This is a genomic window from Microbacterium sp. MPR-TSA4 (assembly GCF_058792815.1).
Window position 1 is genome coordinate 8955 of sequence record NZ_JBXAFF010000003.1, and the last position, 25482, is coordinate 34436.

The following is a 25482-nucleotide window of genomic DNA, read 5'->3' on the forward strand; positions in this document are numbered from 1 at the left end:
CGGCATGCCGCGGGCCCTCTTCGTTACTGTCTCAACACAGTGTGCGCCCGAAGGGACTCGAACCCCTAACCTTCTGATCCGTAGTCAGATGCTCTATCCATTGAGCTACGGGCGCAGTTTCGGCACCTCGTCGAGGGCCGAGGACCAGCTTAGCCTACGCGCCGGGATGTGACGAATCGAGGCCGACGTCGAGCTCGTCCAGGCCGGGCGTCCCCGCGCCCGAGCGCTCCGCGATCTCCGCCGGCTCCACGCCCGCGGCGCGCTGCTTCTGCTGCGCGGCGACGCTGCGGCGGTGGGCGCGCAGTTTCGGCAGGTCGACGAGCCGCAGCGCCTGCATGCGGGCGTTGCGCATGCGGTCGTAGTCGGGGTCGAGGTCGGGGCGGGCGGCCTCGATGCGCAGCGTCCGGTCGATGTTGCTCGCGACCTCCGCCCATGCGGCATCCCGCGCGTCGATCACGAGCTTGCGCAGCTCCTCCTCGTCGTCGGCGCGCACCCGCAGCTCGTGCGCGACGTGCAGCGACTGCTTCTGCCGCCGGCGCAGGTTGCGCACGTCGCGACTGCGATAGTCGTGCGTGCCGTCGGAGTCGGTGTGGCGCCCGCGCGCCGCGCGGCGCTCGCGCTCCGTGCGTGCCGCGTCGTCCTCGGCCTCCGCGGCGAGGGCCTCCAGCGCCGCCTTCGCCTCCGGGAGGTAACGGTCGAGGTCGAAGTCCTCACCGTCGGCGAGGATGTGCACGAGGATGGTGTTCTTCAGGCTCAGACGCGTCGCGGCGGACGCGATGTACAGCCCCTCCGCGACGACGTCACGGGTGCGTACGCGCTTGCTGCTGGCTGCCACGGCACCCCCTCACCCTCGATCCTACGGAACCGGCTCCGCGGGGGTCGAGGCGGGCGCCGTGGGTTCCCGCCTCACGCCGGACGGGAGTAGCGGTCGCCGCTGAAACCGATGACGAAGTAGCCGATCGGCGCGATCACCCACAGCAGCACGAACGAGAAGAAGCCGCCGTGCCCGAAGCCGCGTCCGATGCGCAGCGCGACGATGATCGAGAACACGATGTTGACGAGCGGGACGATCGCGAGCAGTCCCCACCACGCGGAGAAGCCCGCGATCTTGACCTGGATGAACCAGTTCACGATGGGGATCAGGGCGAGGATGCCGGGATACCCGGCCTTGCTGAACACCTTCCACATCGCCACCGCGAGCAGCACGTAGTAGGTGAGGAAGAGCGCGAGCCCCGTCCCCTGCCCGAAGAAGGACTGCCACTGGTCGAGGGTGCCTGCGCTGGTCATCACGGCGCCATGCTAGGGCATCGCCCGCCGACGCATTCGTAAGCGCGACCGACGCGCCGCATAGAAAGCGCATAGCGAGCCCGTCTGTCATGGGAATCCGGACACACACGTCAGGAGTTCCCATGGCCCCCTTCGCCGCCGTCGCCCTCGATCTCGTCGCGATCGCCCTGCTCGCGTTCGCCGTCTACTACCCGCGCCATCGGCGCCGCGACCTCGCGGTCGCCTTCGTGGGGGTGAACGTCGGGGTGCTCGCCGTCTCGATGGTCCTCACCGACACGGCCGTGGGGGCGGGGCTCGGGCTCGGCCTGTTCGGCGTGCTCTCGATCATCCGCCTGCGCTCGCGCGAGATCGAGCAGAGCGAGATGTCGTACTACCTCGCGGCGCTCGCGATCGGCCTCATCGCCGGTCTGAGCTCGTCGGTGACGTGGCTGAGCGTCGGCCTGATCGCGCTCGTGGTGGGCGTCATCGCGGTCGTCGACAGCCCCGCGCTGCTGCGCCGCTCGCGCGAGCAGCAGCTCGTGCTCGACCGCGCCTACATCGACGAGGCCGAGCTGCACCGGGCCGTCGCCCAGCTGCTGGGCACCCCCGCGCACCGCATCACCACCCGCAGCATCGACCTCGTCGCCGACACCACCGTCGTGGACGTGCGGTACTCGGCTCCGCGACCGGGCAGCGCACCGTCGCGGCATCCCGAGACGCTGGAGACCATCGGCACGCCGGGGCTGGGACGATGAGCCCGCTCACCGCCCTGCAGCCGCTGCAGCACCTCGACACCGTCGATCTGACCGCGCTGAACGCGGAGGCCGCGCTGCAGACCCGCGTGGACAGGAAGTACCTCCTCCCCCTCCGCGCACTCCCGGAGGTGCTCGCCGCGCTCCCCGCGGGCGCCCAGGTGCTGGAGGTGGCGGGCGAGCGGTCGCTGCGCTACGCCTCCCAGTACTTCGACACCCCGGCGCTGGACAGCTACTACGGCGCCGTCCACGGCCGCCGCCGCCGTTTCAAGGTGCGCTCGCGCACCTACCTCGACTCGGGCGGATCGTTCCTCGAGGTGAAGACCCGGGGAGCGCGCGCCGCCACCGTGAAGGATCGTGTCCCCGTCGCGGTCCACGCCGCCGACGACGTCCTCGACGACGACGCCGTCTCGTACGCGACCGACCTGCTCGCCGACGCGGGCATCCCCGACGCCGAACGGCTGGCGACGGCGCTCGTGCCGGTGCTCGTCACCCGCTACCGACGCACGACGATCCTCCTGCCCGGCACCGACCGCCACGACCCGTCGCGGGCGACCATCGACACCGACCTCGCCTGGCTGACGCGGCTCGACGGCGACGGACGGATGCTGCGGCTGCCGGCATCCGTGGTCGTCGAGACCAAGTCGGGCCAGCGCGCGGGGGCCCTGGACCGCGCGCTGTGGCGCCACGGACACCGCCCCGCGACGGTGTCGAAGTACGGCACCGGCATGGCCGCGCTGTACCGCGACCTGCCCGCCCATCGCTGGAACCGCGTTCTCACGCGGCACTTCTCCGCGGCGACGGTCACCACCGTCGCCGCGTGAGCCCCGCTCCTCCACTCCCCCGTCGAAAGGACGACATCATGAACGACACACCCACCGCCCGCACGCCCCGCACCCCTCGCGGCCGGCTCTGGCTGCTCGCCGCCCCCGCACTGGCGGTCAGCCTCGTGCTGGCAGGATGCGCCGCCACGGCGACGTCCTCGCCGACGCCCAGCGCCACCGCGTCCGCCTCCACCGTGGAGACGGCGTCCACGCTCTCCAGCGCGATCACCGGCGCCACCGATGCCACCCAGACGGCCGCCGACGTGCTCGCCGGCAACCAGGAGACCCACGACAAGGCCGACGACGACGCGTACGACGCGGCGACGGCGACCACGATCACCCTGTCCGGATCATCCGCGACCGTCTCCGGGGAGGGCGCCGCCGTCAGCGGGGCGACCGTGCAGATCACCGCTCCCGGGACGTACGTGCTCTCCGGCTCGTACAGCGGCCAGATCGTCGTCGACTCGACCGTCGACGGACAGGTGCGTCTCGTGCTCGACGGGGCCCAGATCGCCACGACGGCGGGCGCCGCGATCGACGTGCAGGCGGCCGACGAGGCGGTCGTGATCCTCGCGGACGGCACGACGAACAGCCTCTCCGACGCGTCGAGCTACGCCGACGGGGCCCACAACGCGGCCCTGTACAGCGCCGCCGACCTCACGATCACGGGCACCGGCTCACTGACGGTGACCGGCAACGGCAACGACGGCATCGCCTCGACGGACGGCCTGGTGATCCAGTCGGGCACCGTCGCGGTGACGGCCGTCGACGACGGCATCCGCGGCAAGGACTACGTCGTCGTCCGCGGCGGCGCCATCACGGTGTCCGCCGGCGGCGACGGCCTGAAGAGCGACAACACGGAGGATGCCGCACGCGGCTACGTCTACCTCGCCGACGGCACCACGACGATCACGAGCGGCGACGACGGCATCGACGCCGCCACCGACGTCGTCACCACCGGCGGCACCCTGTCGATCACGGCGGGCGGCGGCTCCGGCGGCGACGCCGACGGCGGCGCGAAGGGCATCTCCGCGGGCGTCATCGCCGTGCTCGAGGGCGGGACGGTGCAGGTGGATGCCGCCGACGACGCGGTCAACACGAACGCGTACGCGCACCTGGGCGGCGCGGCCGTCACCCTCTCCTCGGGCGACGACGGCGTGCACGCCGACCTGCAGCTCGTCGTCTCGGCGGGAACGACCACGGTCGCCCGGGCCTACGAGGGATTCGAGGCGGCGCAGATCACGGTCTCGGGCGGCGACACGTCCGTGACCTCGAGCGACGACGGCCTCAACGTCTCCGAGCCGGATGCCGGCGGAGGGGCGCAGACCCTCGTGATCACCGACGGGACGCTCCTGGTGGACGCGCAGGGCGACGGCCTGGACGTCAACTCCGGCACGCTGACGATGTCGGGCGGCACGGTCGTGGTGAACGGCCCGACCGCGAACGACAACGGCGCGCTCGACGTCGACAACGGCATGACGATCTCGGGCGGCGTCTTCCTCGCCGCCGGCTCGTCGGGCATGGCGATGGCACCGTCCGCCGACTCGGCGCAGGCCTCCGTGCAGTTCACGACGAGCGGGACCATCGCGGCCGGCACGGTCCTGTCGGTGGTGGACTCGTCGGGAACGGTGCTCGCGACCTTCACGACCACGAAGCAGACGCAGAGCCTCGTCTACTCCGACGCCGCCCTCGTCAACGGCCAGACCTACACCCTCACCTCCGGCGGCACCGCGGGCACCGCGCTGCTGGGCGGGCTCACCAGCGGCGGCAGCTCCGGCGGCACGACGGTGGGCTCGGCGATGGCCGGCGAGCAGACGTCCTCGGAGATGGGCCCCGGCGGCGGCATGGGCGGCGGCGGCCAGCGTCCGTGACCTGACCGATAGCACGTGTCGGAGGGCCGGACAAGCCCCTCGTGGCGGCCCCGCCGGGGCGCCTACCGTGGAACGGACACTGTACGAGCTGGACGAGGGGAGTCACATCATGGGATTCATCGACGACGCGAAGAGCGCCGCGGAGACGGCCGGCCGCAAGCTCAAGGAAGGCTTCGAGGACACCGTCGACCGCGTCGAGGACAAGATCGACGAGGTCAAGGCGGATGCCGAGGTCAAGAAGGCCGAGGCCGAGCGCGACTCGGTGCACAAGCGCAACGAAGTGAAGGAAGAGCTCCGCGGAGACGCGTGAGACCCGCCGCACGACGAGTCCGGCGTCGTAGTCGTAGCGCTCGGCGTTGAAGGCATCCGGCGCGCACGTCATGGGCTCGACCGCGAGTCCGGCCCGGTGCCCCGCCGGCGCGCTGCCGTCGGCGAGCGGCGGGAGATCGGCGGTGTGGATCTGCACCCACGGGCACGCGGCATCCCAGACCATCTCGACCCCGGTGCCCGACGGGTCGGTCAGGCGCACGACCGCGGCGCCGTCGGTGCGCTGCAGACCGGTGAAGGCGTGGTCGATCTCCACGTCGCCGAGCGTGCGCTCCGCACGCCAGTCGAACCGCGGCGACCCCGTGACGTCGGCCAGCCCGATCGGCGCGAGCTGCGCGTCGGTGACCTCCAGCACCTGGCCGGCGGGCAGGTCGAGCGTCCACTCGTCGAGCCGTGCGGGGCCCGCGACGAGGTAGGGGTGCGGGCCGGTGCCGAACGGCGCGGCATCCGCGCTCCGGTTCGTCGCGGCGACGGTCTGCGTGAGGCCGTCGGCGGAGAGGCGGTAGGTGGTCTCGACGTGCAACCGCCACGGGTAGCCGGCCTGCGGCACGATCTCGGTGGCGAGCGTCACCTCGTCCTCGCTCTGCGCCACGACGTCGAAGTCGAGCCACACCGCGAGGCCGTGCAGGGCGTTGGGGCGGCCGGGATCGCTCAGCGCGAGCCGGTGCGTGTGCCCCGCGAAGGTGTACACCCCGTCGACCACGCGGTTGGGCCACGGAGCGAGGGTGGCGCCGCGGTAGGCCGGACGCACCTCGTCGGCGGCGAAGGGGACGACGAGGTCACGCCCGTCCAGGGTGAGGGCGCGCAGCGACGCGCCGACACTGGCGATGTGCGCTTCGTACGATCCGGAACGGAGGGTGACGTCGGTGCCCGAGGCGGGGACGGACGTCGCAGACAGGTGTACAGGTGACAGTGGCATCGTCAACATCGTAGTGTCAGGGCCGGTCGCCGATCGCGACCGGCCGGCCGGGGGTATTCGACCACTGGCTCCACGACCCGGGATACAGCGCCGCGTCGTGGCCGGCGACCCGCAGCGCCAGCACGGCGTGCGCCGCGGTCACCCCCGAGCCGCAGTAGACCCCCACCGGCAGGCCGTCGAGATCGGCGTATGCCGCGCGCAGCGCCTCGGCCGGACGGAAGCGTCCGTCGGGGTCGAGGTTCGCGGTCGTCGGCGCGTTGCGCGCCCCCGGGATGTGCCCGGCGGCGGGATCGAGGGGCTCGATGTCGCCGCGATACCGTTCGGGGGCGCGCGCGTCGAGCAGCACGCCGTCGCGGGCGAGGGCGGCCGCGTCGTCGATGTCGAGCCGTCGGCGTCGCCCCGGTCGCACGGTCGCGGTGCCGGCCGGGCGCGTCACGACGCCGGTCTGGAGGGCGCCGCCGGACCGCGTCCAGGCGCCGAGGCCGCCGTCGAGCACACGCGCGGCGATCCCGGCGTCGGTCAGCATCCACCAGGCGCGCGCCGCGGCGAAGGAGTTCCAGTCGTCGTAGACGACGACCTCGTCGCCGTCATCGATGCCCCACCGTCGCACGGCGCGCTGGAACGCGGCCGCGGACGGGAGCGGATGGCGCCCCTCCCCCGGATCGCCGTGGGCGGCGAGCTCGTCGTCGAGGCTGACGTACACGGCTCCCGGGAGGTGGCCGGCCGCGTAGGCGGCGCTGCCGTCGGGAGCATCGAGCCGATAGCGGATGTCGAGGAGCACGGGCGGCGTCGGCGAGGACAGCTCGACGGCGAGGGCGCTCGCGTCGACGAGGGGCGTCGGGGATGTCATGGCTCCGACGTTACGCCCGACACGCACACGGGCGGATGCCGGAGGCCCGGCATCCGCCCGCGATCGAGCGATCCGACCGTCGATCAGTTCAGGCGACGCCTCCGCAGCACGACCGCACCACCAGCGGCCATGAGCAGCAGCCCCACGAGCACGCCCGCGACGAGACCGTCGGGGGTGCCGCCCGTCGCGGGCAGGGTGGACCCGCCCGCCGTCGTCGCCGTCGGTGTCGGCGTGCCCGACCCGGTGCCGGGGTCGGTCCCCGCCGCGGCGAGCACGGTGATGGCGGCCGAGGCCACGACCTCGCCGTCGACCCGCACCTGGATGGTGTGGGATCCCGGCTCGAGGTCGGACGGAACGGTGACCTGTGCCGAGAAGGCGCCGTCGACGACATCCGCCTGCGCCAGCGCGCGATAGGTGCTGGCGATGCCGACCTCGACGCGGTCCACCGCGAAGTCGCTGCCGGTCACGGTGAGCGCCTCACCGGCGCGCACCTCGGTCGCGCTCAGCGCGATCGAGGGGTCCGTCTGCCCGGGCTCGTCGGACACGGGGGCGAACTCCCAGCTGTCGACCTCGAACAGGCCGTCCTCGACCTCGGCGCCCTCGGGCTGCGCGAACACGAAGAACACGTCGTGCGTGCCCTCGGCGCCGGTGACGGCGGCCGACACGGTCGTCCACTCGCCGGCGGCGCCCGTCACGGGGATCTCCGCGACGACCGGTCCGTCGACGTTGTCGAGGCGCACCTGGATCGACGCACCCTCCACGAGCGGCTTCACCCGCGCGGAGACCGACTTCGCACCGTCGCCGAAGGCGACCTGCGACAGCGCCGCGAAGTCACCGTCGTCGAGGCTCGACAGCGCCATGTTGCCGCTGCCGTTGTGCTCGGGGAACTCCACCGATGCCTCCGTCGTCGGCACCGTCTTCACACCGAGCTGCCACGCGAGCGTCTCGGCCTCGAACGCGCGGTACGGGTCGAAGTCCTCGATCTGCGCGACACCCTGACGCGTGCCGACGATCGGCTTGATCGTCCCGTCGGCGTTGAAGTCGAGCTTGTCGATGTGCACCGAACGGTAGCCCTGCGTCTGGCCGGGGGTGCCGAGCGCCTGCGCCCACGCCGCCCCGCGCGTCTGCGCGTGGTAGGTGAAGTAGGTCTCGCCCTTGTAGGTGAACATGTCGGAGTGGTTGTTGCCGCCGTTGCCCGCCCCGAAGAACGCGCTCTGGTTCTGGAAGGCCACGCCCGCGTACTTCGCGGACGGCAGGTCCATCGGGTCGTCGGTCATCATGTAGGCGATGCCGCCGCGTGACGGGTACTGGCCCGCAACCTCGTTGACCTGGAAGTTCGACGAGTACGAGTAGTAGTACTTGCCGTCGCGCTTGAACATCGACGAGGCCTCGAACATGCCGGGGCCGTCGATCTCGACGGGGTCGCCGTCGAGGGTGACCATGTCATCCTTCAGCTTCACGACGCGGGTCGACTTGGGGTTCTGCGGCCCCTGGACGTTGCTGCCCGATCCGATCTGCGAGTTGCCGCCGAAGTACAGGTAGGCCTGGCCGTCGTCGTCGATGAAGATCTCCGGGTCGAACAGCCACATGCCGGCGGGGAAGCCGCCGCTGTTGATGTAGTCGCGCGAGACCGTGTCGGGGATGATCTTCTTGCCGAGCGGGTCGGTCCACGGGCCGAGCGGCGAGCCGCCCACGACCACCGCGGTGCCCGTGCCGTTGTCGCAGAAGTACAGGTAGACCTTGCCGTCCTTCTCGATCGCCGCGGGCGCCCAGGAGTTGCGCGACCAGGGAGCGGCCGATCCGGCCCCGGCGATGGGGACGGCGCCGTGGTCGACCCAGTTGACCATGTCGGTCGTCGACATGACGTTCAGCGTCGTGATGGCGCCGTAGCCGTTGGACTGGGTGGGCAGACCATTGGCGTCCTTGCTGTTCGCCTCGTACTGCTGGGTGTCATTGGTCGAGTAGATGTAGAGGCGACCGTTGTAGACGAGGTGGTGCGGGTCGGCGCCGAACTTCTGCCCGACGATCGGGTTGTGGTCACCGACGGGCTTGGTCTGCACCTTCTCCAGCGAGGTGAACGCCGGCCCCGCGGGGGCGTCGGCCGTCTTCACCAACGACACGTCGTCGAGGAGGAAGTCCTGCAGGGCGGCAGAGCCCCAGGGCGTCTCGACGAACAGCCAGGCCATGTCGGCGTGCTTCGCCTCGGCGACGAAGTCGGCCGTGTACGTGCCCCATTCGCCCTTCGTGAAGGTCTGTCCCCGGTCGTCGCAGCCGTTGAAGTTCGACGGGCAGAACGTGAAGTTGAACCGCTGCGTGGCGGGGCCGTCGGTGTACTTGATCTTGCCCGTGAGGCGATAGGAGGCCCCCGGCTGCAGCTTTCCCGTCACGCTGGCGAAGGGACCGGACTGCGTCGCCGTGCGACCCGTGACCTTCAGCGCGTGCGCGCCGCTGGCGGCGTCGTCGCTCAGTGCGAGCGTGCCGCCCTGGACGGTGGTCCAGCCGGTGAAGCCCTCGACGAAGCGACCGTCCGGCAGAAGGTTGCCCGGCACGGCGGGACTCTCGGTGGCCGCGGCGAAGACGTTGACGGCGGGCACCGGCGTCGCCGCCGCGGCGGCGGGGGCCGTCGCGAGGGCGGAGAGCACGAGGGCTCCGATACCGGCGAGCGCGCCGGCCCGCCGCATCATCGGCCGATGCTCGGCGGCGGGCGGTTTCGTGGGTTGACTCACGTCGATGACTCCTTTGATCTGTGACTGCGGTGCGCCCATCGCAGGAGCCTGGCGTTCAGCGCGACCACGCGGTGCGAGGTGTACACTTTCGCCGTTCCGGACCGAGGCGGCATCGCCGCCCCTGCACAGTCAGGAACACTCCGACGACTCCTCGGACGGCGGGTGCACGTGAACGTGCGCGGTCGAACGTGCCGGCATGCACGATCGACCGGACCCCGTCCGGGGAGTCGTCCGGTCCGTGCGGAGACGGGTGCGCTCGGGTGAGCGACACTGCCCCCGACATCCCGTTTCAGATGGAACATTCGTGATGTTACCGCTACCACTGGCGCTCGGCAACGTTTTCGACGACCGTTTCGATGGTTATCGATAACAGACGGCGGTCGCGACTGGACGCACGCCGACCCCGGGTGCATACTTTCAGTATGACTGAAGGTGTGCGGGAACCGGCCCCCTCCCGGCGGGAATGGATGGGGCTTGCGGTGCTCGCGGCCGGCCTCGGGATGATCGTGCTCGACGGCACCATCGTGGGTGTGGCCCTGCCCGACATCATCCGGGATCTGCACCTCGACCTCACCGACGCGCAATGGGTGTCGAGCCTGTACGCCGTGCTGCTGGCCGCACTCCTGCTGTCGACCGGCAAGCTCGCCGACCGCTTCGGACGCAAGCTCCTGTTCCTCGTCGGCATCGTCGTCTTCGTGGGCGGCAGCGTGTGGGCCGCGGCATCCGCCACCGGGGGCGCCCTCATCGCGGCCCGAGCGGTGCAGGCCGTGGGTGCCGCGTTCATCATGCCCGCGACCCTGTCGACGGTGAACGCCGTCTTCCGCGGTCGGTACCGCGCCGCCGCCTTCGGGGTCTGGGGCGCCGTGATCTCCGGCGCCGCCGCGATCGGCCCGCTCGTCGGCGGCGCCCTCACGCAGTACGCCTCCTGGCAGTGGGTGTTCCTGGTGAACCTGCCGCTCGGGGCCCTCATCCTCGCACTCGCCGTGTGGGCGGTGCCCGAGACGCGCGGCTTCAGCTTCCGCCGCGGCGCCGACGTCGACGGGGCCCTCCTGTCGGCGATCGGTTTCGGCGCGCTCGTGTTCGCCGTGATCGAGGGACCCGACCTCGGGTGGTGGACGCCGAAAGCCGACCTCACCCTCGGCTCGTGGACCTGGCCGGCGTCCGCGCCGATCTCGGTCGTGCCGATCTGCCTGGCGGTCGCGGCCGTCGCGCTGACCCTCTTCGTGTTCTGGGAGCGGCACCGCGAGCGGGTGCAGCGCGACGCCCTGCTCGATCTGCACCTGTTCTCCCTGCGCACCTTCTCCTGGGGCAACGTGACCGCGGCCATGGTCGCGGTCGGCGAGTTCGCGATCATCTTCGTGCTGCCGCTGTACCTCACGGCCGCACTCGGCCTGTCGATCATGCAGACCGGTCTCGTGCTGGCCGCCATGGCGTTCGGCGCCTTCGCCTCGGGCGCGGCGGCCCGCCACCTCGCGGCGCGCTTCGGCTCCCCCGGCACGGTGCTGATCGGCCTCGGGCTGGAGGTGGTCGGCGTCCTCGCCCTCGCCGCCCTCGCGAGCGCCACCACCCCGGGCTGGCTCATCGCTCTGCCGCTGGTCGTCTACGGCCTCGGACTCGGCCTCGCCTCGGCGCAGCTGACCGGCACCGTGCTGCGCGACGTCCCCGTGGAGATCAGCGGCCAGGGCTCGGCCACCCAGTCGACCGTGCGTCAGATCGGCACGGCGCTGGGCACGGCGTTCGCCGGCGCCGCCCTGTCGATCTCGCTCGCCGTGACCCTGCCCGGCGCGCTGTCGGATGCCGGGATCACCGGCACCGCGGCCACCGAGCTCGCCGATGCGACGCGCACCTCGGCCGGCACGCTCATCTCGCAGCTGCGCGCGCAGGGCGCCTCCAGCATGCTGGGCGCGCAGACGGATGCCGCCGTGCAGGCGCTCTCGACGGGATTCGCCGACGCGACGCGCTTGTCGCTGCTGGTGGCGTCGGCCTTCCTGCTGCTGGGCCTGGTCGGCGCCGCCCGCCTGCGCACCTTCGCCCGCCGCTAGGCTCGGGCCCATGCGTATCGCCGTGACCGGAGCATCCGGAAAGCTGGGAACCGTCGTCGTCAACGAGCTCCGGGAGGCGGGCCACGACGTCGTCGGGCTCGACGTCGTCGGCACGCGCGGCGCCGGCTTCGTGCAGGTCGACCTCACCGACTACGGCCAGACCGTCGACGCCCTCCAGGGCGTGAACGACCAGCACGACGGCCTCGACGCGGTCGTGCACCTGGCGGCGATCCCGGCGCCCGGCATCCGGTCGGACGTCGCCACCTTCCACAACAACATCGCCGTCACGTTCAACGTGCTGTGGGCGGCGATCCGCCTCGGCATCACCCGGATCGTGACGGCGTCGAGCGAGACGGTGCAGGGCCTTCCGTTCGACGTGCCGCCGCCCTACATCCCCGTCGACGAGGCCTACGCCGCCCGCCCCGAGTCGGTCTACTCGCTGGTCAAGCACCTCGAGGAGACCCTGGAGAAGGAGCTCGTGCGCTGGCACCCCGAGGTGTCGATCACGGCGCTGCGCTTCTCGAACGTCATGGTCCCCGCCGACTACGCCGAGTTCCCGTCGTTCGACGCGGATGCCGCCCGACGCAAGTGGAACCTGTGGAGCTACATCGACGCCCGCGACGGCGCCGCCGTCATCGCGCGCGCCCTCGAGGTCGCCCCCGCCGGGTTCGACCACTTCCTCATCGCCGCCGGCGACACCGTCATGAGCCGCCCCAACGCGGAGCTCGTCGCGGAGGTCTTCCCCGACGTCGAGGTGCGCGGCGACCTCGGCGTCAACGCGTCGCTGTTCTCGACGGCGAAGGCGCAGCGCCTGCTCGGCTGGACACCGCGCCACTCCTGGCGCGACGAGCGCTGAGGGCCGCAGATCACGAGGCGGTGACGGCGGTCTTCGCCGGCCGTCCGCGCTTGGGCCGGTCGGACGAGAGCTCCTGTGCGAGCGGCACGAAGGACGGGCCCGAGAGCCGTTCCTCGACGTGGGCGAGCCAGCGCACCTCGCTCTCGGCCGCGAAGAGCGTCGCCGACAGGGGCAACGCCGCGACCACGGATGCCGGGTCGCCGACCTCCACGGCGACATAGCGCGCCGTCAGCTCGTCGAGCCGCCCCTGCGACGCCGCGCGCTGCGCGCGCACCAGCGGGAGCACGTCGACACCGGGCAGGGTCGCGGCCAGCGCGAGTTTCAGCGTCAGCTCGTCTCGGGCGCCCTCCACCCGCTCCACGGGGGTGTCGAACCAGTCGCGGACGGCAGCGGAACCGGCATCCGTGATGCGCCAGTAGACGTGCCCCTCGGCATCGACCTCGTCCTTGGAGACGAGTCCGTCGCGTTCGAGTCGTTCCAGCGTGTTGTAGATCTGGCCGACGTTCAGCGAGGCCGCCCCGGTGCGACGCGTGAACTCGGCGCGCAACTGGTACCCGTAGCAGGGGCCCTGATCGAGGATCGCCAACAGGCTCTGCCGTACCGACATCCGCTCCCCCGCTCCCCCGACCGCCCGATGTGCTTTCTCAGTATATGCATACGCGGAAACCACATGGCCGGCGCGGGCGTCACTCCGGCGACCGCCCCCGCACCGCGAGCGCCGCGAACGTGCCGACGGCCGCGCCGACCAGCGTGTCGACGATCCGCTGGAGAGCGAGCGGGAGCGTCTCGACCGTGCCCGTCGCCGCGCCGATGAGCAGCAGCACGAGCGGGGTGATGAACACCAGCGCGAGCGCGTAGTGGCGCACCACGACCATCTCGATGGCGACCTGCAGCACGCCCAGCAGCAGGCCGAGCGCCCACACGGGCAGCGGCAGGAAGGCGAGGGCGAGGTAGAGCGCGCCGCCGACGACCGTGCCCACGGTGCGGTGGATGCCGCGCGTCGTGGCATCCCGCCGTCCCACCGGCAGTCCGACCACGGCGAGGCCGGCGCACACGATCCAGTACGAGCGCGCCGGGTCGACGACCGCGGCGGCCGCCACTCCCACGACGCCCACGACGACGGCGCGCAGCGTGAGCATGCGGGCGACGGCCGACCAGCGCGACGGGAACAGGACGCCCAGCGGTCGCGGGCGTTCCCGTCGATAGCGCGGCAGGAGCAGCGGCGCCGCCACCACGAGGCACGCGAAGGCCCCCGATGCGGCGACGATCGCGAGGTAGGTCCACGGATCGACGACCCGCGCACCGCCGCGGACGGCGGTCACCTGGGCCGACAGCCCGAACACCAGCACGAAGAACACCGGTCCGGGAGGGCCCAGCGAGACCGCGCCCGCCAGCGCCGCGGTGACCACCGTGGTGACGAGCACTCCGCCGAGCACCGCGAGCACGCCGCCGCCGGCCGCGAGCGTGCCGGCCGCCGCGCACACCCACAGGGCGAGCGCGAGCAGCGGCGCCACCCGGGCGCGCTCCCGCGGTCGCAGCCACCCGCCGTAGATGACCGCGAACGCGCCGGTCGCCGACAGCAGGGCGAGCTCGGCGTGACCGGATGCCGCGAGCACCACGATCGGCACGGCCATCGCGAGCCCCGCCTGCACGGCCAACGGCCAGCGGCGCCCGCGCGCGGGGCCGAACGTCGCCAGGCTCCGCCCGACGTGCGCGGCCTCCGTGCGCACACGATCGCCGAAGCGGACGGGCGGGGTGGGCGACGGCATCCCTCCATTGTCCCCCGCCGGTGCGGCCGGGTCCTCCGAAGCCCACAGCATCCGCCGAGGAGCGCTCGCTACGGTCGGAAGCATGGAAGCGAGTGCGCCGGGCCTGTCCGTGTCGACCGACGAGGGGATCGCGACGTTCTCCGCCGCGCAGCTGCGGATGATGCGGGACGAGTTCCAGCGCTTCCTGCTGGAGTACCAGTTCGGGCTCCGCGAGGTCGAGACCAAGCTCGGGATCCTCCGCGACGAGTTCCTGCTCATGCACGATTACAACCCGATCGAGCACGTCTCCAGCCGCGTCAAGAGCGCCGACAGCCTGGTCGACAAGATCACCCGTAAGGGCGTCGAGCCCAGCTTCGACGCGATCCGCGCCGCGATCACCGACATCGCCGGCATCCGGGTGACGACGAGCTTCACGAAGGACGCCTATCGCCTCTTCGACCTGCTCACCCAGCAGGACGACATCACGGTGCGCGAGGTCAAGGACTACATCGCCCAGCCCAAGACGAACGGGTACAAGAGCCTGCACGTCATCGTGGAGGTGCCGGTCTTCCTCTCGTCGGGCCGCGTCGACGTCGCCGTGGAGGTGCAGTTCCGCACGATCGCGATGGACTTCTGGGCGAGCCTGGAGCACAAGATCTACTACAAGTACGCCGGGGCGGTGCCCGACGGGCTGCTCGTGGAGCTGAAGGAGGCCGCCGAGTCGGCATCCCTCCTCGACGCCCGCATGGAACGGCTCCACGGCCAGCTGCACGGATCGCCGTCCGGGGCGATCCACGCCGTCTGAGCGCCGCATCGGATGCGGAGACGAGCAACGGATGCGGATGGCGAGCGCCCCCGCATCCGCGTCTGTTGCTGATCTCCGATTCTGCGAACGGGCTCAGTCCAGTGCGGCGCGCCAGTCCTCGAGCAGGCGCGCCGTCGTGCGGGTCTGCGACCACGGCATCTCGGGCACCTCGGTGCGCCCCTCGCGAAGCGCCCGCACGGTCGCGTCCGCCTCGGCGGCCATCGGGCTGACGGTGGCGGTGCGGATCGGCTCGACCGTCCCGTCGGAGCGGCGCAGCACCGCCTCGGCGGTCGAGACGACGCGGCTGCCCCACACGTTCGCGATCTCCAGCTCGCCGGCGGTGCCGCGGATCACGGCCCGCCGCGGCAGGTCGGCGGTGATCGCGGTGGCGATGCGCGCCTCGAACGCGCCGAACCCGATCGTCGCGCGCGCCTGCTCGTCGACGGCGCCGACCACGCCGTCGGCCGCGACGATCACCGGTTCGGCGTCGATCCCCGCCCACGCGGCGAGGCCCACGACGAGGGATGCCGGGTAGCACCCGACATCGAGGATCGCCCCGCCCGCCGTCGCGGGATCGAACAGGCGCCCGTCGTGCGCGTCGGCGGCGAAGCCGAGGGTCGAGTCCACCGAGACGAGCTCGCCCAGCGTCCCCGCGGAGACGAGCGCACGCAGCCGCTCGGGGAATGGGCCGAAGCGGTACTTGAACGCCTCCACCACCGGCAGCCCCACCCGGGCCGCGTGCGCGAGCACGGCGTCGGTCTCGGCGGCCGTCACCCCCAGGGGCTTCTCGCACAGCACGGCCTTGCCCGCATCGAGCGCGGCGTGCGCGAGCTCGGCGTGGGTGGTGTGCACGGTGCCGATGTAGACGGCATCCACGTCGCCCCGTGCCAGCACCTCGTCGTACGTGCCCGCGACGGGCGCGCCGAACCGGTCGGCGAACTCCCGCGCCCGGATGCCGTCGCGCGCGCCGACCGCGTGGAGCACGCCGTGCTCCGCGTGCGGCAGCGCCGCCAGGAAGTCGCCCGTGATGGCACCGGCGCCCAGGACCGCCCAGCGTGCTCTCTCGCTCATGCCTCCATCATGCCCGCAGGGCGCGGTCGAGGTCCTCCAGCAGGTCGGCCTCGTCCTCGATGCCCACCGACAGCCGCACGACCTCCACCGGCACCGCGGCCTCGGTGCCGCGCACCGACGCGTGCGTCATGGCGTCGGGGTAGTTCACGAGCGACTCGACGCCGCCCAGCGACTCCGCGAGCTGGAAGAGCCGCGTCGACTCCGCGAAGCGGCGCGCCGCCTCGCCCGACTCGAGGGCCACCGAGACGATGCCCCCGAAGCCGCTCATCTGCCGCGCCGCGATCGCGTGGCCGGGGTGGTGGGCCAGCCCGGGGTAGTACACGCGGGCGACCCGGTCGCTCTCCGAGAGGAAGGCGGCGACCGCCGCCGCGTTGCGGCTGTGGCGCTCCATCCGCACCGCGAGCGTCTTGATGCCCCGGGTGGTGAGCCAGGCGTCGAGCGGACCGGAGACGGCCCCGACGGCGAACTGCAGGAAGCCGATCTCGGCCGCGAGGGCGTCGTCGCGGTGGGTCTCGGCGAGCACGAGCGCGCCGCCGACGACATCCGAGTGGCCGCCGAGGTACTTGGTCGTCGAGTGCACGACCACATCGGCACCGAGCTCCAACGGCTGCTGCAGCGCGGGGGTCGCGAAGGTGTTGTCGACGACGACGACCGCGCCGGCGTCGTGACCGATCCGCGCGAGCGTCGCGATGTCGGTGATCCGCAGCAGCGGGTTCGACGGCGTCTCGACCCACAGCAGGCGCGGGGCCCGCTCGGCCACGGCCGCACGGACGGCGTCCTCGTCGCTCATGTCGACCAGGCGCAGCCGCACACCCCACGGGCCCAGCACCCGCGCGAGCAGCCGGTAGGTGCCGCCGTAGACGTCGTTGCCGAGCAGCACCTCGTCGCCCGGGACCAGCACGGCCCGCAGCAGCGCATCCTCGGCGGCGAGTCCCGACGCGAACGAGAACGCGTGGGCGCCGCCCTCGATCGCGGCGAGCTGGGTCTGCAGGGCGGTGCGCGTCGGGTTGCCGCTGCGCCCGTACTCGTAGCCCTGGCGGAGACCGCCGATCCCGTCCTGGGCGAACGTCGTGGAGAAGTGCACGGGCGGGATGACCGCCCCGGTGCTCTCGTCGGGGTCCTGCCCGGCGTGGACGGCGAGGCTGGCGAAACGGCGTGCGGCGTCGGTGGTCATGCGGATGCTCCTTCGGTGAGGGTGTCGAGAGGGATGCCGCGGGCCGCGAGCCACGCGTCGTCGTAGAGCTTGGTGAGGTAGCCCCGGCCGTGGTCGGGCAGCACGACCACCACGACGGCGTCGGCGGGAAGCCCCCGCGCGGTGCGCAGGGCCGCGACGACCGCCATGCCCGACGAGCCGCCGACGAGCAGGCCCTCCTCGCGGGCGAGCCGGCGGGTCATGGCGAAGCTCTCGGCATCCGAGACCCGCTCGTAGCGGTCGACGACGGACGCGTCGAAGGTGTCGGGGTAGAAGTCCTCGCCCACACCCTCGACGGCGTAGCCGTGGATCGGTCCGCCGGAGTAGATCGAGCCCTCGGGGTCGGCGCCGACGACGACGATCTCGCCCGCCGTCGCCTCCTTGAGGAAGCGGCCGGTGCCGCTGATCGTGCCTCCGGTGCCGATTCCGGCGACGAGGTGGGTGACGCGCCCATCGGTGTCGCGCCAGATCTCCGGGCCCGTCGTCTCGTAGTGGGCGCGCGGACCGTTCGGGTTGGCGAACTGGTTGGGCTTGAACGCGCCGGGGATCTCGCGGGCGAGCCGGTCGGAGACGCTGTAGTACGAGTCGGGATGCTCCGGCGGGACGTTCGTGGGCACCTCCACGACCTCCGCCCCGTAGGCCCGCAGCACCGCGGTCTTCTCCCCCGTGAACTTGTCGGGGACGACGAAGATCATCCGGTACCCGCGCTGGAGCGCGACGAGGGCGAGACCGACGCCGGTGTTGCCGCTGGTGGGCTCGACGATCGTGCCGCCGGGGCGGAGCAGCCCGTCGCGCTCGGCCGCGTCGACGATGTTGCGGGCGATGCGGTCCTTGGCGGAGCCGCCCGGGTTGAGGTACTCGACCTTCGCGAGCACCGTCGCCTGCACCTCGGCGGCGACGGCGTTCAGACGGACGAGCGGGGTGTTGCCGACGACGTCGGCGATGTGCGAGGCGAAACGCATGAGGGGTGTCCTGAGGGTGGTGCCGCGTGCGCAGAGCGCGCGAGAGGGCGGCGGGCTGTCGGGGTCGTCGAAGGGAGCGCGGAGCGCTCAGCGACAACAACGACAGGTCAGGGCCACGTCAGGATGCTAACCCACGGCGAGGGGATGCCGCGAAGTGTTACGCCCGATCCGTCACATTCGTCGCGCCCGCCCTACTCTGTGCTGGTGAGCACGCACGACGACACCGACGACTACGGCTTCGACACCCGCCAGGTGCACGCCGGCGAGGTCGACGAGCGCAACCACGGTGCGCGCATCACCCCGATCTATCTGACGGCGGCCTACCGCTTCGACTCGTTCGCGCAGGCGGAGGACCGCTTCACGGGTGCGGAGGCGGGCCAGCTGTACTCGCGCAACCTCAACCCGACCCACGAGGTCGCCGAGCGGCGCATCGCATCGCTGGAGGGCGGCACCGGGGCGATCGTGGTGGGCTCCGGTCAAGCGGCGATCACCGCGCTGCTGCTGGGGCTCGCGGGCGCCGGTGAGCGGCTGGTGTCGACCGCGAGCATCTACAGCGGCACCCGCATCCTCTTCGACCGCACCTTCGCGCGGCTGGGAGTGACGACCGACTACGTGCGCGACCCGGCCGACGAGGCCGAGTGGGAGCGTCTGATCACGCCGCAGACGAAGGCGATCTTCGTCGAGACGATCCCCAACCCCAAGAACGACCTCGTCGACGTCGCCGCCGTCGCCCGCATCGCCCGGCGCCACACGATCCCGCTCATCGTCGACAACACCGTCGCGACGCCATACCTCATCCGCCCGCTCGAGCACGGCGCCGATGTCGTCGTGCACTCCTCGACGAAGTTCCTCACCGGGCACGGCGCCGCACTGTCGGGGGTCATCGTCGACGGCGGACGGTTCGACTGGGCGGGCTCGTCGCGCGCCTACCCGGGCCTCACCGCGCCGGTCGCCCCCGGCCGCCCGTCGCTCGTCGACAGCCACGGCGAGCGCGCACTGGAGGCGTACCTGCGCTTCGGCATCGTCAACGACCTCGGTGCCGCGCTGTCGCCCGTCAACTCCTTCCTGCTGCAGCAGGGCATCGAGACGCTGTCGCTGCGGATGGCGAAGCATCTCGAGAACGCCGCGGTCGTCGCGCGCTGGCTCGACACCCACCCCGCGGTGGAGAGCGTCGACTTCGCGGGCCTGGCGTCGAGTCCGTACCATCGCATCGCCCAGGAGCGCTTCGGCGGTCACGCCGGCTCCGTGTTCGCCTTCACGGTGCGCGGCGGGCGGCCCGCGGCCGAACGGTTCTTCGACCGCCTCCGCCTCATCAGCCGGATGACGAACATCGGCGACGTCCGCTCGATGGCGCTGCACCCGGCCACGACGACGCACGTCTCGTTCTCGCCCGAGGAGCGGGCGCGTCTGGGCATCGGCGACGGTCTCATCCGGCTCTCGATCGGCATCGAGACGGCATCCGATCTCCTCGCGGATCTCGACCGCGCGCTCTCCGCCGCCACCTGAACACCCGGCCGCGACGCGCGACATGTCGCCGTGTTGCGCGCAGCGGAGCCCACCCCCGTCGGGGCGCTTACCGTGGATGTATGACCTCGTCGCCCCCCGCACCGATCGACGCACCGTTCGCGGCTCCCGAGCCCACCGACGCCCGCGACGGCCGAGGCGCCGATCTCGCCGCCGCGGGTTTCGCCTCGTCGCTGTCGGCGGACGAGTTCAAGGCGCTCTTCCGGGGCCACCCGGGCGGAGTCGCCGTGATCACCGCCGACGCCGGTGACGGGCCGGTCGCCCTCACCGCGACCAGCGTGTCGAGCGTGAGCGCCGAGCCGCCGCTGCTGATCTTCTCGGTGTCGTCGCAGTCGTCGTCGGCGGCCGTCCTCGCCGCCGCCGAGACGGTCGTGGTCCACCTCCTCGACGCGAACGACCTCGACCTCGCGCGTCTGGGCGCGACGAGCGGCGTCGACCGCTTCGACGGCTCGCGCCCCTGGTCGCGCCTGGTCACCGGCGAGCCGGTGTACCACGACGTCCGCGCGTGGGTGCGCTGCGCCGTCATCGAGCGGATGGATGCCGGAGGCTCCACCGTCTTCGCCGCCCACGCCCTGCAGTCGCAGCTCGAGCGCGATGTCGCCGTCGGCGACCACGGCGACGCGCTGGTGTACCATAACCGCACGTGGCACCGCCTCGGCGACCACTCCCGCCTCTCCTGACGCCCGGAGGCATCGGCGGCCCCCTCGACTAGGGAGCGGGCGGCCGGGCGACGAGGATCTCGCCGCGTCCGCTCGCCGTGACGGCGCCCTCGGCCGCGGCGATCAGCCAGGTCGTGCCCGCCGGCGCCTCCTGGCCGCCGAGCCGCAGCTCTCCCGCGCTGACGACGGCGACGGCGAAGCCCGCGGCCAGCGCCCGCTCGCCGTCGAGCGCGTGGCGCTCCAGCCGGAAGAAGGGATCGGCCGCGGCGGGGAACACCGACCCGTCGGTCTCGGCGGGTGCCGGGTGGACGAGACGGGCCATCTCGGCGGAGCTGCGGGCGCGGTGGGTGACGGCGGTCAGCGCCCGGTCGAACCCGATGCCGACGTGGCCGTCGACGGCGCCGTCCAGCGCGAACCCGCGCCACTCCAGCAGGATCGACAGGTCCTCGGGCTGCTGCAGTTCGAGCAGGAGGACGCCCGCGCCGATCGCGTGCAGCTCACCGGGCGGCACCCACACCACATCGCCCGGACGCACCGCGATGCGGTGCAGCAGCCCGAGCAGCGCGTCGGTGTCCTGGCGCGCGACGAGCGCGGCCAGCCGCGCCGGCTCGACGTCTTCGCGCAGTCCCAGGTGCACGGTCCCCTGGGAGAGGATGTACCAGGCCTCGGCCTTGCCGTGGGCACGGCCCAGGTGCGCCGCGGCGAAGGCGTCGTCGGGATGGGCGTGCACGGGCAGGCGCTGGCCCGCGTCGAGGAGCTTCACGAGCAGCCGCGTGTCGCTCCCCCATCGGTCCGCGTGCGCGGCGCCCAGCCAGTGCACCGGGTCGGCCGCCACCGCATCGCACAGCAGCACGCCGTCCGGGAGCACGGTCAGCCCCGTGCGGGTCTCGCCCGCGACGGTCGTCGTCGAGGCGATCCAGTCCTCCGGCTCGCGTTCCTCCGCCTCGCCTCCGGCCGGCCGCGGCGCCCCGCGGAAGAGCGCGATGCGTTCACCGCCGCGATAGAAGCGTGCCGCGGGACGGTTCGCGGGCAGACGGATCGGCATCGCGGTCGCCCTCAGTGCGCGGTCGCGGCGTCGACGGCCGCGCGGGTCACGGACAGGAAGCCGCCGACGAAGCTGTCGCCCAGCCCGATGGTGGTGGGGGTCGGGGTGTCGGCGACGACGGCCGCCACGCCCGCGGCATCCGGGCGGTGGGCGCCGACGGCCGCGACGACGCCGACGCCGTCCGGATGCCGCGGCAGGCGCGACGTGACCTCGAGGTCGGCCGCGTCGAAGACGTCGCCGAGCCGGTACCGCGTGGCCGAGACCCGCACGGCCGCCTCGAGGGCGGCGCGATGGCGCGGCGCGTCGGGTCCGACGGCGATCGACCAGAAACGGGTGTGGACCACGAGCGCCGGCACCGGGATGAGGCGATGCGCCTCATCGAGGGCGGCCGCCACGTCCGCCCCGTCGCGCAGGTCGACCTCGCGGCCGACGTACTCCTGCAGCTCGTCCTCGTTCATGCCGTACACGTCGATGCGCGGGAGGAGGCGGTCTCGGGCGATCGCGGCGAAGTCGCGACGGTAGAACCCGGCATCCTCGTAATAGACGAGCGCTCCCCACGGAAGCTGCCGCATCGCGGCCCAGAGGTCGTCGAGGCGCGACGCCAGGAGCGCCGCGTCCTGCATCGTGTTGAAGCCCGATACGAGGAAGGCGTCCGCGGTGCGCAGGCGATCGCCCAGCTGCGCGGAGATCGCCATCTCCCGGTTCGGACGGTCGTTGGCCACGATGACGCGGTTCGCGGAGGGCGCCACGACCTCGCCGTCGGCGAGCGCGACGGTCGCGCCCTCCGGATACTGCACGATCAGGTGCGGGTCGAGCGTGTCGGTCGTCGCCGAGCACACCCAGTCGATGATCGGCGGCATGAGACGACGCACGTTGTCGTCGATGCTCACCAGGTGCTGGGTGCTGGGGATGCCGAGGTTCGCCAGCGCGATCCCCGCCCGCACCCCCGTGCCGCCGAGCCTCACGGACGTCTCGAACCGCGCCGCGAAGCGCTCGAGGATGTCGGAGGAGGCGGCGAACCGCTCTCCCCCGACGCCGCGCTCGAAGAGGGCGAGGATCGCGACGATGAGCGCGCGCTCGTCGTCGATGGGGGCCGTGGTCGTCAGCTCGGCCCGCCGCACACCGTGCCGGTGCGCGAGGGCGCTGATGACCGCGGCATCCCACCGGATCTCGTAGTCGACGGTGCCGCCGAGGCCGAGGACGAGTCGCGCGCTCATGGTGTCGATGATCTCCCGCCGGGGGTGGTCAGTACAGATCCGCCTTGCCGGTCGCACCGAACAGGTCGATCTTCTCCGCCGCCGTCACCTTCAGCGCGGCGATCGGCTCGGGCTGGATCGCGTTCGGCTCGCGCAGACGCTCGTCGGTGCCGAGGATCTCGCGCATGCGGTTGTGGTAGCTGACCTTGATGTCGCTGGAGATGTTGATCTTGTTGATGCCCAGCGACACGGCGCGGGCGAGCTCGGCGTCGGGGTTTCCCGAGCCGCCGTGCAGCACCAGCGGGATCTTGACGGCGGCCTTGATCTGCTCGAGCAGGTCGTGGCGCAGCTCGGGCTTCTTCTCGGCGGGGTACAGGCCGTGCGAGGTGCCGATCGCGATCGCGAGGCTGTCCACGCCGGTCTCCTCGACGAAGCGCACCGCGTCGTCGACGTTGGTGTAGATGATCTCGGCCGCGCCGGACTCGCCGTAGCTGTCGTTCGCCCCGATCGTGCCGAGCTCGCCCTCCACCTGGATGCCGACGGCGTGCGCGGCCTCGACGACCTTGCGGGTGAGCGCCACGTTCTCCTCGAAGGGCAGGAGCGAGGCGTCGATCATGACGGAGGTGAAGCCGGCCTGGATGGCGGTGATCATCTGCTCGTACGTCCCGCCGTGGTCCCAGTGGATCGCGACCGGCACGCTCGAGCGGTGCGCGCGCTCGCGGATCGCGACGATGAGGTCGGTCGTCACGTGGGAGACCTCGTCGGGGTGGATCGCGATGATGACGGGCGCGTTCTTCTCCTCGCTGACGTCCATGACGCCGAGGAACATCGCCCAGTCGCTGATGTTGAAGGCCGGGATGGCGAAGTTGTTCTGATTGGCGATGTCGAGGATGGACTTGCCGGTGTACAGCACCACGGTGGATTCTCCTGTCGGTGGGGGTGGTTGTGGACGCCTGTGCGGGCGGGTCCGGTCAGCTCTTGACCGAGCCGGCCGTCAGCCCGCTGATGAAGTAGCGCTGGAAGAAGAGGAAGAGGATCAGCACGGGGATCGAGCCGAGCACGCTCATCGCCATGATCTGGTTCCACTCGTACGAGTGCTGGCCCATGAGCAGCTGGATGCCGATGGGGACGGTGCGCATGTCGATCGTGCGGGTCAGCGTCAGGGCGAACAGGTACTCGTTCCACGCGATCATGAACGTGTAGATGCCGACCGAGACGATGCCGGGCACCGAGATCGGCACCAGGACGCGCCACAGCGCGGTCATCGATCCGGCCCCGTCCACGCGCACGGCTTCGTCGAGCTCGCGCGGCAGGGTGTTGAAGTACCCCGTCATCATGATGATCGCGTAGGGCAGCGTGAACACCATGTAGGTGAGGATCAGGCCCGGGTAGGTGTTGTAGAGGCCGAGGCCGACCACGAGACCGAAGTACGGGATGAGCAGCGTGATCGGCGGCACCGCCTGCACGCTCACGATGATGACGTTGAGGATGCGCTTGCCGCGGAACTCGAAGCGGCTGAACGCGTACGCGGCCTGGATCGCGACCAGCAGCGTCAGCACCGTCACCGCGCCGGCGACGACGTAGCTGTTGATGAAGAAGCGGACCGTCTCCGGATTGGTGAAGATCGCGACGTACGCGTCGAACGAGAACGTGTCGGTGATCAGCCGCGGCGGCAGCTCGAAGATCTCGGTGTTCGACTTGAACGAGTTCGACAGCATCCACAGCACGGGTCCCGCGGCGAAGACCGCACCCAGCAGCAGGCCGAGGTAGATGCCGGCGCGCGCGGTGCGCCGACGGGTCTGCACGGACATGGCCATCTCAATCCCTCGCCTTCTGATGCCGCACGTAGAACACGGCGAGGACCATCGACATGAGCAGGACGAGCACGGCGGAGGTCGCCGCGAGCGAGAAGTCGTACTTCGCGAAGGCCAGCTTGTAGGTGTAGGTGCTCAGCACCTCGGTGACGTCGATCGGGCCGCCGCCGGTGGTCATCCAGATGAGGGCGAACTGCTGGGAGGTCCAGATCAGATCGAGCAGCAGCAGGCTGATGATGATGGGGCGCAGCTGCGGGAGCGTGACGTTCCAGAAGCGCTGCACGCTGCTCGCGCCGTCGACCGTTGCGGCTTCGTAGAGGTCGCTCGGGATGCCCTGGAGCCCGGCGAGCAGGCTCACCATGAAGAACGGGTAGCCCGCCCAGATGTTGATGAAGGTCACGGTGCCGAGCGCCAGCTGCGGCGACGCGAGCCACTCGATGTTGGCGTTCAGGAGGAAGTTGACGACGCCGTTGGGCGCGAGGAGCATCCGCCAGAGCACCGCGATGACGGCGACCGTGAACAGCCACGGCAGGACGTAGAGGCCGCGGAAGATCGCACGCGGCACGCCGCCGATGAGCGGGCTGTTGAGCATGAGGGCGAAGCCGAGTCCGAGGACCAGGTGCGCGGCGACGCTCACGACCGTGAAGACGACCGTGTTCGACGTCGCCTTCCAGAAGGTGCCGTCGCCCAGGACGGTCAGGTAGTTCTCGAGGCCGACGAACTCGCCGTTCTTACTGAGGATGACGTTGCTCTGCAGCGAGTAGCCGATGACCATGACGATCGGGATGATCATGAGCACCAGCAGCAGCGCGAGGGTGGGTGCGAGGAACGCGTACGACTCGGTCGTGCGCCGCAGCTGGCGGCGGCGCCGGGAGTGCGCGACGCCGGTCACCAGGACTTCGGTGTCCATCGAGACGGGTGTTTTGAGGGTCATGAGACCGCACGGCTCCTAGTTCTGACCGGTTGAGGGGGCTGAGGCGTGGCGAGCGGTGAACGGGTGCCGCACCGCATCGGCGATGCGGCACCCGGCAGA

22 protein-coding genes, 1 tRNA gene and 1 pseudogene are annotated in these 25482 nt (G+C 71.6%); 8 read left to right on the forward strand and 16 right to left on the reverse strand.

What is annotated here, in order from left to right; translation table 11 throughout:
- Positions 1-42 precede the first annotated feature (42 nt).
- From AC1Q49_RS02570 to AC1Q49_RS02580, 3 genes are all read right to left on the reverse strand, one after another.
- Positions 43-115 (reverse strand) — tRNA-Arg (locus AC1Q49_RS02570).
- A 39-nt stretch (positions 116-154) separates the two neighbouring features.
- A complete protein-coding gene (locus tag AC1Q49_RS02575; protein ID WP_223848835.1) occupies positions 155-835 on the reverse strand; it encodes an asparagine synthase in 681 nt (226 codons plus the stop codon).
- 71 nt (positions 836-906) lie between these two features.
- Positions 907-1287, reverse strand: coding sequence for a DUF5684 domain-containing protein (locus AC1Q49_RS02580; RefSeq protein WP_060959037.1), 381 nt, complete (start codon positions 1285-1287; stop codon positions 907-909).
- A gap of 122 nt (positions 1288-1409) precedes the next feature.
- Here AC1Q49_RS02580 and AC1Q49_RS02585 point away from each other — a divergent pair, with 122 nt between their 5' ends.
- Genes AC1Q49_RS02585 through AC1Q49_RS02595 form a run of 3 tightly spaced genes read left to right on the forward strand, consistent with a single transcriptional unit; the run spans position 1410 to position 4713 of the window.
- On the forward strand, positions 1410-2021 hold the full coding sequence (locus AC1Q49_RS02585) for a DUF4956 domain-containing protein (protein WP_492490844.1): 612 nt from the start codon (positions 1410-1412) through the stop codon (positions 2019-2021).
- Positions 2018-2842: a polyphosphate polymerase domain-containing protein gene (locus AC1Q49_RS02590; RefSeq protein ID WP_492490845.1), complete on the forward strand. Its 825-nt coding sequence runs from the start codon at positions 2018-2020 to the stop codon at positions 2840-2842. The genes AC1Q49_RS02585 and AC1Q49_RS02590 overlap by 4 nt, the downstream gene beginning before the upstream one ends.
- Before the next feature lie 38 nt (positions 2843-2880).
- Positions 2881-4713, forward strand: a complete 1833-nt coding sequence (locus tag AC1Q49_RS02595) for a carbohydrate-binding domain-containing protein (protein WP_492490846.1) — start codon at positions 2881-2883, stop codon at positions 4711-4713.
- 319 nt (positions 4714-5032) lie between these two features.
- Here AC1Q49_RS02595 and AC1Q49_RS02600 read toward each other — a convergent pair.
- The 3 genes and pseudogenes from AC1Q49_RS02600 to AC1Q49_RS02610 all read right to left on the reverse strand — a co-directional run.
- Positions 5033-5959 (reverse strand): annotated as a pseudogene (locus tag AC1Q49_RS02600) (aldose 1-epimerase family protein); the annotation flags it as partial.
- A gap of 16 nt (positions 5960-5975) precedes the next feature.
- The gene (locus AC1Q49_RS02605; RefSeq protein ID WP_191007862.1) at positions 5976-6809 is read right to left on the reverse strand and encodes a sulfurtransferase; all 834 of its coding nucleotides are present in this window, start codon (positions 6807-6809) and stop codon (positions 5976-5978) included.
- An 83-nt stretch (positions 6810-6892) separates the two neighbouring features.
- A complete protein-coding gene (locus tag AC1Q49_RS02610) occupies positions 6893-9535 on the reverse strand; it encodes a family 43 glycosylhydrolase (RefSeq protein ID WP_492490847.1) in 2643 nt (880 codons plus the stop codon).
- A gap of 422 nt (positions 9536-9957) precedes the next feature.
- Here AC1Q49_RS02610 and AC1Q49_RS02615 point away from each other — a divergent pair, with 422 nt between their 5' ends.
- A complete protein-coding gene (locus tag AC1Q49_RS02615) occupies positions 9958-11577 on the forward strand; it encodes an MFS transporter (protein WP_492490848.1) in 1620 nt (539 codons plus the stop codon).
- A 10-nt stretch (positions 11578-11587) separates the two neighbouring features.
- Positions 11588-12433 (forward strand): NAD-dependent epimerase/dehydratase family protein, encoded by an 846-nt coding sequence (locus AC1Q49_RS02620; protein ID WP_492490849.1) that lies wholly within the window; start codon positions 11588-11590, stop codon positions 12431-12433.
- Positions 12434-12443: 10 nt separating this feature from the next.
- Here AC1Q49_RS02620 and AC1Q49_RS02625 read toward each other — a convergent pair whose 3' ends face one another.
- On the reverse strand, positions 12444-13040 hold the full coding sequence (locus AC1Q49_RS02625) for a PadR family transcriptional regulator (RefSeq protein WP_492490850.1): 597 nt from the start codon (positions 13038-13040) through the stop codon (positions 12444-12446).
- A gap of 79 nt (positions 13041-13119) precedes the next feature.
- The gene (locus tag AC1Q49_RS02630) at positions 13120-14202 is read right to left on the reverse strand and encodes an FUSC family protein (RefSeq protein ID WP_492490851.1); all 1083 of its coding nucleotides are present in this window, start codon (positions 14200-14202) and stop codon (positions 13120-13122) included.
- Positions 14203-14284: 82 nt separating this feature from the next.
- Between AC1Q49_RS02630 and AC1Q49_RS02635 the strand changes: the two genes are divergently transcribed.
- Positions 14285-14986: a GTP pyrophosphokinase gene (locus AC1Q49_RS02635; RefSeq protein WP_060959027.1), complete on the forward strand. Its 702-nt coding sequence runs from the start codon at positions 14285-14287 to the stop codon at positions 14984-14986.
- A gap of 93 nt (positions 14987-15079) precedes the next feature.
- Here the strand turns inward: AC1Q49_RS02635 and AC1Q49_RS02640 are convergent, their stop codons facing one another.
- Genes AC1Q49_RS02640 through AC1Q49_RS02650 form a run of 3 tightly spaced genes read right to left on the reverse strand, consistent with a single transcriptional unit; the run spans position 15080 to position 18211 of the window.
- Positions 15080-16057 carry a Gfo/Idh/MocA family protein gene (locus AC1Q49_RS02640; protein WP_492490852.1) on the reverse strand — a complete coding sequence of 326 codons (978 nt, stop codon included), beginning with the start codon at positions 16055-16057 and terminating at the stop codon, positions 15080-15082.
- Between the two features lie 7 nt (positions 16058-16064).
- Positions 16065-17231: a cystathionine gamma-synthase gene (locus tag AC1Q49_RS02645; RefSeq protein WP_492490853.1), complete on the reverse strand. Its 1167-nt coding sequence runs from the start codon at positions 17229-17231 to the stop codon at positions 16065-16067.
- Positions 17228-18211, reverse strand: coding sequence for a PLP-dependent cysteine synthase family protein (locus tag AC1Q49_RS02650; RefSeq protein ID WP_060959024.1), 984 nt, complete (start codon positions 18209-18211; stop codon positions 17228-17230). Before AC1Q49_RS02650 ends, AC1Q49_RS02645 begins: the two co-directional genes overlap by 4 nt.
- Before the next feature lie 204 nt (positions 18212-18415).
- On the opposite strand from AC1Q49_RS02650, the gene AC1Q49_RS02655 reads away from it, so the two are divergent.
- Complete coding sequence (locus tag AC1Q49_RS02655; protein ID WP_492490854.1) at positions 18416-19717, forward strand: O-acetylhomoserine aminocarboxypropyltransferase/cysteine synthase family protein; 1302 nt, start codon at positions 18416-18418, stop codon at positions 19715-19717.
- 80 nt (positions 19718-19797) lie between these two features.
- Complete coding sequence (locus AC1Q49_RS02660) at positions 19798-20415, forward strand: flavin reductase family protein (RefSeq protein ID WP_060959022.1); 618 nt, start codon at positions 19798-19800, stop codon at positions 20413-20415.
- 28 nt (positions 20416-20443) lie between these two features.
- On the opposite strand, the gene AC1Q49_RS02665 is transcribed toward AC1Q49_RS02660, so the two are convergent.
- Genes AC1Q49_RS02665 through AC1Q49_RS02685 form a run of 5 tightly spaced genes read right to left on the reverse strand, consistent with a single transcriptional unit; the run spans position 20444 to position 25359 of the window.
- Positions 20444-21439 carry a class I mannose-6-phosphate isomerase gene (locus tag AC1Q49_RS02665; protein ID WP_492490855.1) on the reverse strand — a complete coding sequence of 332 codons (996 nt, stop codon included), beginning with the start codon at positions 21437-21439 and terminating at the stop codon, positions 20444-20446.
- Positions 21440-21450: 11 nt separating this feature from the next.
- Positions 21451-22656, reverse strand: coding sequence for an ADP-dependent glucokinase/phosphofructokinase (locus AC1Q49_RS02670; RefSeq protein ID WP_492490856.1), 1206 nt, complete (start codon positions 22654-22656; stop codon positions 21451-21453).
- A gap of 28 nt (positions 22657-22684) precedes the next feature.
- Complete coding sequence (locus AC1Q49_RS02675) at positions 22685-23551, reverse strand: ketose-bisphosphate aldolase (RefSeq protein WP_060959019.1); 867 nt, start codon at positions 23549-23551, stop codon at positions 22685-22687.
- A gap of 55 nt (positions 23552-23606) precedes the next feature.
- Positions 23607-24446 carry a carbohydrate ABC transporter permease gene (locus AC1Q49_RS02680; protein ID WP_223848829.1) on the reverse strand — a complete coding sequence of 280 codons (840 nt, stop codon included), beginning with the start codon at positions 24444-24446 and terminating at the stop codon, positions 23607-23609.
- A 7-nt stretch (positions 24447-24453) separates the two neighbouring features.
- The gene (locus AC1Q49_RS02685) at positions 24454-25359 is read right to left on the reverse strand and encodes a carbohydrate ABC transporter permease (protein WP_223848828.1); all 906 of its coding nucleotides are present in this window, start codon (positions 25357-25359) and stop codon (positions 24454-24456) included.
- Positions 25360-25482 lie beyond the last annotated feature (123 nt).